Origin of the sequence: Streptomyces sp., assembly GCF_031178505.1 — a bacterium.
Classification (GTDB): domain Bacteria; phylum Actinomycetota; class Actinomycetes; order Streptomycetales; family Streptomycetaceae; genus Streptomyces; species Streptomyces gulbargensis.
In genome coordinates this window covers 1-4,876 of sequence record NZ_JAPSIW010000548.1, presented here as the reverse complement: position 1 = coordinate 4,876, position 4,876 = coordinate 1, and the positions used below count along the sequence as shown (strand labels likewise).

General features: G+C 70.8%; 5 protein-coding genes. All 5 read right to left on the bottom strand.

All coding sequences use genetic code 11. The features are described from left to right. Positions 1-179: 179 nt before the first annotated feature. A complete protein-coding gene (locus RIF68_RS27460; protein ID WP_309053990.1) occupies positions 180-701 on the bottom strand; it encodes a CinA family protein in 522 nt (173 codons plus the stop codon). Then, a complete protein-coding gene (gene pgsA, locus RIF68_RS27455) occupies positions 698-1,372 on the bottom strand; it encodes a CDP-diacylglycerol--glycerol-3-phosphate 3-phosphatidyltransferase (RefSeq protein ID WP_309053989.1) in 675 nt (224 codons plus the stop codon). Before pgsA ends, RIF68_RS27460 begins: the two co-directional genes overlap by 4 nt. After that, positions 1,369-2,859 carry a 30S ribosomal protein S12 methylthiotransferase RimO gene (rimO, locus tag RIF68_RS27450; protein ID WP_309053988.1) on the bottom strand — a complete coding sequence of 497 codons (1,491 nt, stop codon included), beginning with the start codon at positions 2,857-2,859 and terminating at the stop codon, positions 1,369-1,371. Before rimO ends, pgsA begins: the two co-directional genes overlap by 4 nt. Positions 2,860-2,976: 117 nt before the next feature. Continuing rightward, positions 2,977-3,804 (bottom strand): RodZ domain-containing protein, encoded by an 828-nt coding sequence (locus RIF68_RS27445; RefSeq protein WP_309053987.1) that lies wholly within the window; start codon positions 3,802-3,804, stop codon positions 2,977-2,979. 271 nt (positions 3,805-4,075) lie between these two features. Next, positions 4,076-4,876, bottom strand: an 801-nt coding sequence (locus RIF68_RS27440; RefSeq protein WP_309053986.1) for a DNA translocase FtsK, incomplete at its 5' end; no start/stop codon positions are given.

Genomic DNA, 4,876 nt, shown 5'->3' with positions numbered 1-4,876 from the left:
GCAGAGTACGGCCCTGGCGCTGGCGCTGCCGACGCAGCACGTCACCCAGCAGGCGACGGAGCAGAATCATCGGTGGCTCCCTCCTCGGACCGCGTAGCCGCATCCTTCACGCCCCACCGTACCGCCTCGCGCCGCGGCCGTGCGGGGAGCGATGTCGTGTTCACTCAGGGCTGCAAACATCAATTCCCCCCGTTCTGTTCCGTATCCTGTGCCCGCGCATTTCCCGAGAGTTCCTCACGGAGCAGTTCCAGCACGCTCCGTACGCTCTCTCTACGGATTTCCTCGCGGTCGCCGTTCAATCGCAGTGACGCCACTTTCCCGGTCCGGGCCTCGGTCCCGGCCGGCCCGGACACCGCCACGTACACCGTGCCCACGGACTGTCCGTCCTGCGGATCGGGCCCGGCCACGCCGGTCGTCGAGATGCCCCGGTCGGCGCCGAGCAGGTCCCGTACACCCGCCGCCATCTGCAGGGCGACCTCGGGATCCACGGCCCCGCGCTCGGCCAGGAGATCGCCGTCGACCCGCAGGACCTCCCGCTTCACGTCGGTCGCGTAGGCCGTGACGGAGCCCCGGAAGGCCCGGGAGGAACCGGGGACGGCGGTGAGCGCGGCCGCCACGAGACCGCCGGTGAGCGATTCGGCGACGGCCACGGTGCGACCACGCTCCGCGAGCAGCGCCAGGACCTGGGCGGCCTCGCTCATCGCGTCGCCGCCTCCGCGCGTGCCGCGGCGCGCTCGGCGGCGAGCCCCCGGCGCCGGAGGACGACCGCCTGGCGCACGTAGTCCAGGCCGGTGACGACGGTCAGCACGACCGCCACCGCCATCACCCAGAACCGCAGGGTGGCGAGCGGACCGGTGAGCATCAGCACGTACATGCCCACCGCCGTGCCCTGGGCCAGCGTTTTCATCTTTCCGCCGCGGCTCGCGGGGATGACCCCGTGCCGGATCACCCAGAAGCGCATGAGGGTGATGCCGAGTTCCCTGGCGAGGATGACCGCCGTCACCCACCAGGGGAGATCCCCGAGCCACGAGAGGCAGATCAGCCCGGCCGCCATGATCGCTTTGTCGGCGATCGGGTCGGCGATCTTCCCGAAGTCGGTGACCAGGTTGTACGCGCGGGCGAGGTGCCCGTCGAAGACGTCCGTGATCATGGCGACCGCGAACGCCGCCCACGCCCAGGCGCGCCAGGCGGGGTCGTGCCCGCCGTCCTGGAGCAGCAGGACCACGAATCCGGGCACGAGGACGAGCCGCATCATGGTGAGGATGTTCGCGATGTTCCAGAGGCTGGCCTGATTGACCGCAGCCGCGCCCAGCTTGCCGCGCGGCGCCGGCCTACCGGTCCCGCCCGTCGCGGATGCCGGGACTCCGGTCATCTGCCCGCCTCCTCGGAGAGACACTCGGCGACCAGGTCGACACCTTCCGTGCCGACGACCCTGGCCCTGACCATACGGCCGGGCGCCAGGTCGGGCTCCGCCCCGCCGTCCGTGGTGAGGAGCACCTGGCCGTCCGTCTCGGGGGCCTGGTGGGCGGCGCGGCCGATCCAGCCGTCCTCCTCGTCGAGCGTCTCGACGAGTACTTCCAGGGTCTCGCCGATCCGCTCCTCCGCACGCTGGGCGGTGAGCTCCTCGGCGAGCCGGGACAGGTGGGCGAGCCGGGCGTCGACCACTTCCTGGTCGAGCTTGTTCTCGTACGTGGCGGCCTCGGTGCCGTCCTCGTCGGAGTAGCCGAAGACGCCGATGGCGTCGAGCCGGGCGTGGGTGATGAAGCGTTCCAGCTCGGCGAAGTCGGCCTCGCTCTCGCCGGGGAAGCCGACGATGAAGTTGGAGCGGGCGCCGGCCGTGGGCGCCTTGGACCGGATGGTCTCCAGCAGCTCCAGGAAGCGGTCGGTGTCACCGAAGCGCCGCATGGCGCGCAGCACGTCCGGGGCGCTGTGCTGGAAGGAGAGGTCGAAGTAGGGCGCGACCTTCTCGGTGGAGGTGAGGACGTCGATGAGGCCGGGGCGCATCTCGGCGGGCTGGAGGTAGCTGACCCGGACGCGCTCGATGCCGTCGACCCCGGCCAGCTCGGGCAGCAGGCTCTCCAGGAGCCGGATGTCGCCGAGGTCCTTGCCGTAGGAGGTGTTGTTCTCGGAGACCAGCATGATCTCCTTCACGCCCTGCTCGGCGAGCCACCGCGTCTCGTTGAGCACGTCGGAGGGACGGCGGGAGACGAAGGAGCCGCGGAAGGACGGGATGGCGCAGAAGGAGCAGCGGCGGTCGCAGCCGGAGGCCAGCTTGACGGAGGCGACGGGGCTGGCGTCCAGGCGGCGGCGGAGCGGGGCACGCGGCCCCGAGGCGGGCGCGAGGCCCTCGGGGAGGTCCTCCGGCACGGCCGCGGGAGCCTCCACGGCCCCGTGTCCCGGCAGGGCGACGCCGGAGGCGGCCTGCTGGCGCTCCACGGGCGAGAGCGGCAGGAGCTTGCGCCGGTCACGGGGGGTGTGGGCCTCGACGCTGCCGCCGCTGAGGATGGTCTGGAGGCGGTTGGAGATGTCGGCGTAGTCGTCGAAGCCGAGGACGCCGTCGGCCTCCGGGAGGGCTTCGGCGAGCTCCTTGCCGTACCGCTCGGCCATGCAGCCGACGGCGACGACGGCCTGGGTCCGGCCGTGGTCCTTCAGATCGTTGGCTTCGAGGAGGGCGTCGACGGAGTCCTTCTTGGCGGCCTCGACGAATCCGCAGGTGTTGACGACGGCGACGTCCGCTTCCTCGGCGTTCTCGACGAGCTCCCAGCCGTCCGCTGCCAAGCGGCCTGCGAGCTCCTCCGAGTCCACCTCGTTACGGGCGCAGCCAAGAGTGACAAGGGCGACGGTACGGCGTTCGGGCATGGGCTCAAGACTACTTCGTCCCGGCCGTACGTCCGTCGCGCAGGGTTCACCTGCGCGACGGACGTCACACACCGGGACGGAGGGGTGGACGGGACGGGAGGGCCGGGGGCGGCTCGGTCAGCCGGCCTCGGGATCGCCCTTGGCGTAGGAGAGCCGCTCGACCTGGCCGTCCTCGAAGGTGTCGGCGATCTTCTTGCCGTTCACGTACAGCTCGATCGCGCCGGCGTTGCCGAGGACCAGGTCGACGCGCTCGCCGTCCTGGAAGGTCTTGGACTCCCCGTCCAGGAGGAGCCCGTCGAAGAGGAGCTTGCCGTCGGCGGCCTTGGCCGAGATCCAGCTCTTGCCCTGCTTGGCGGTGAGCTTGACCGTGACCTTGTCCTTCGGGACCGCGGCGATCGCGCTCTCGGTGGGCTTGGGCACGAGGGGCTTGACCGGCTTCGGCTTGCTCGTCGCGGTCGCCTTCTCGGGAGCGGGGGCGGGGCCGCCCTCGGCCGTGACGGTGCCCTTGGGGGCGTCGTTCCCGTTGAACATCGTGAAGCCGACGAAACCGACGACGGCGACGATGGCCGCCACCATGGCGGCGGTCCAGTTGGGCCGGCGCGGTTCGGGCCGGATGCGTTCGGCCTCGAACAGCGGGGCGGCGGGGGTGGGCGCGGGACGGCCTCCGTGGTCGGCGTCGTACCGTTCGACGAGCGGGGCCGGATCGAGCCCGACGGCGCGCGCGAGGGTACGGATGTGGCCGCGCGCGTAGACGGCGCCGCCGCAGCGCGAGAAGTCGTCCTCCTCGATCGCGTGCACGATCGGGATCCGTACACGCGTGGAGGCACTGACCTCTTCGACGGTGAGACCGGCGGCGATACGGGCGTGCTGGAGAGCGCGACCGATCGATTCCCGGTCGTCTGCCGGGAACGTCCGGTCGTCTTCGGGGGAGTTGCCGATGGACACGAGAGCGCCTTTCGAGCGTGTAGCCACCTGCTGGACGTTCAGTCTATGGGTGGTACGAAAGGGTGGGGCAACCGGGCGGGTGCTGTTTGTACGCCATGAGGATGGGACATCCTTCTGTCCCTCCGTCCAACTTGACGTACGGCCAGGGGAAACGGTTGCCCACCCTTTTCTTACGAGTGAGTCTCGGAGGGATCTCGAACGGGTACCCCCGCTCCCGCCGCGTTACTCCGTCCGGTGCACCGGGCGCCCCGGCTCCCCCGGCCGCCGTGCGTCACTCCGCCGACTCGCCGCGGATGACGGCCAGCACACCGTCCAGCTCGTCCGGTTTGACGAGGACGTCCCGCGCCTTGGAGCCCTCGCTCGGGCCCACGATGTTCCGGGACTCCATCAGGTCCATCAGCCGACCGGCCTTGGCGAAGCCGACGCGGAGCTTGCGCTGGAGCATCGACGTGGAGCCGAACTGCGTCGACACGACCAGTTCGGCCGCCTGGCACAGCAGGTCCAGGTCGTCGCCGATGTCCTCGTCGATCTCCTTCTTCTGCTTGGAGCCGACGGTGACGTCGTCCCGGAAGACCGGGGTCATCTGGTCCTTGCAGTGCCGTACGACGGCGGCGACCTCGTCCTCGGTGACGAAGGCGCCCTGCATGCGGACCGGCTTGTTGGCGCCCATCGGCAGGAAGAGGCCGTCGCCCTTGCCGATGAGCTTCTCGGCGCCGGGCTGGTCGAGGATGACGCGGCTGTCGGCGAGCGAGGAGGTGGCGAAGGCGAGCCGGGAGGGCACGTTGGCCTTGATGAGGCCGGTGACGACGTCCACGGACGGCCGCTGTGTGGCCAGCACCAGATGGATGCCGGCCGCGCGGGCCAACTGGGTGATGCGGACGATCGCGTCCTCGACGTCGCGCGGCGCGACCATCATCAGGTCCGCGAGCTCGTCGACGATGACCAGGAGGTACGGGTAGGGCTGCAGCTCCCGCTCGCTGCCGGGCGGCGGCTTCACCTTGCCGTCGCGGACCGCCTGGTTGAAGTCGTCGATGTGCCGGAAGCCGAAGGCGGCCAGGTCGTCGTAGCGCAG

Bases quoted from the DNA above. Each gene is read 5' to 3' on its own strand.
- pgsA (WP_309053989.1), bottom strand. From the start codon at position 1,372: ATGACCGGAGTCCCGGCATCCGCGACGGGCGGGACCGGTAGGCCGGCG.
- rimO (WP_309053988.1), bottom strand. From the start codon at position 2,859: ATGCCCGAACGCCGTACCGTCGCCCTTGTCACTCTTGGCTGCGCCCGT.
- RIF68_RS27460 (WP_309053990.1), bottom strand. From the start codon at position 701: ATGAGCGAGGCCGCCCAGGTCCTGGCGCTGCTCGCGGAGCGTGGTCGC.